Source organism: Geobacillus sp. BMUD (genome assembly GCF_013096845.1).
Taxonomy (GTDB): Bacteria; Bacillota; Bacilli; order Bacillales; family Anoxybacillaceae; genus Geobacillus; species Geobacillus vulcani.
The window spans coordinates 1-403 of record NZ_SDLA01000082.1 but is presented as its reverse complement, the minus strand read 5'-3'; the positions used below and the strand labels follow the sequence as shown (position 1 = coordinate 403).

The following is a 403-nucleotide window of genomic DNA, read 5'->3' as shown; positions in this document are numbered from 1 at the left end:
GTACCGAAATGGGCGAACCGGATGCCAAAGGCCGTCGCCGCGCGGAGATCGTGGCAGGTTCCGAACATATCGTTCCGGCAGATGCGGTGATCATGGCGGTTGGTTTCCGTCCACACAACATGGAATGGCTGGCAAAACACAGCGTCGAGCTGGATTCACAAGGCCGCATCATCGCCCCGGAAGGCAGCGACAACGCCTTCCAGACCAGTAACCCGAAAATCTTTGCTGGCGGCGATATCGTCCGTGGTTCCGATCTGGTCGTTACCGCCATCGCCGAAGGTCGCAAAGCGGCAGACGGCATTATGAACTGGCTGGAAGTTTAAGCTCTGTCCCAGCGCCGCCTCCTCAGAAAAGAGTCGGCGCTGAAATTCTCCTTTCGTTCTGGAAAGCGCCTCGCATAATC

General features: G+C 57.6%; 1 protein-coding gene. It reads left to right on the top strand.

Annotated elements, in window-relative coordinates; genetic code table 11:
* Positions 1 to 323, top strand: a 323-nt coding sequence (locus ETC05_RS17510) for an FAD-dependent oxidoreductase (protein ID WP_171661567.1), incomplete at its 5' end; no start/stop codon positions are given.
* Positions 324 to 403 lie beyond the last annotated feature (80 nt).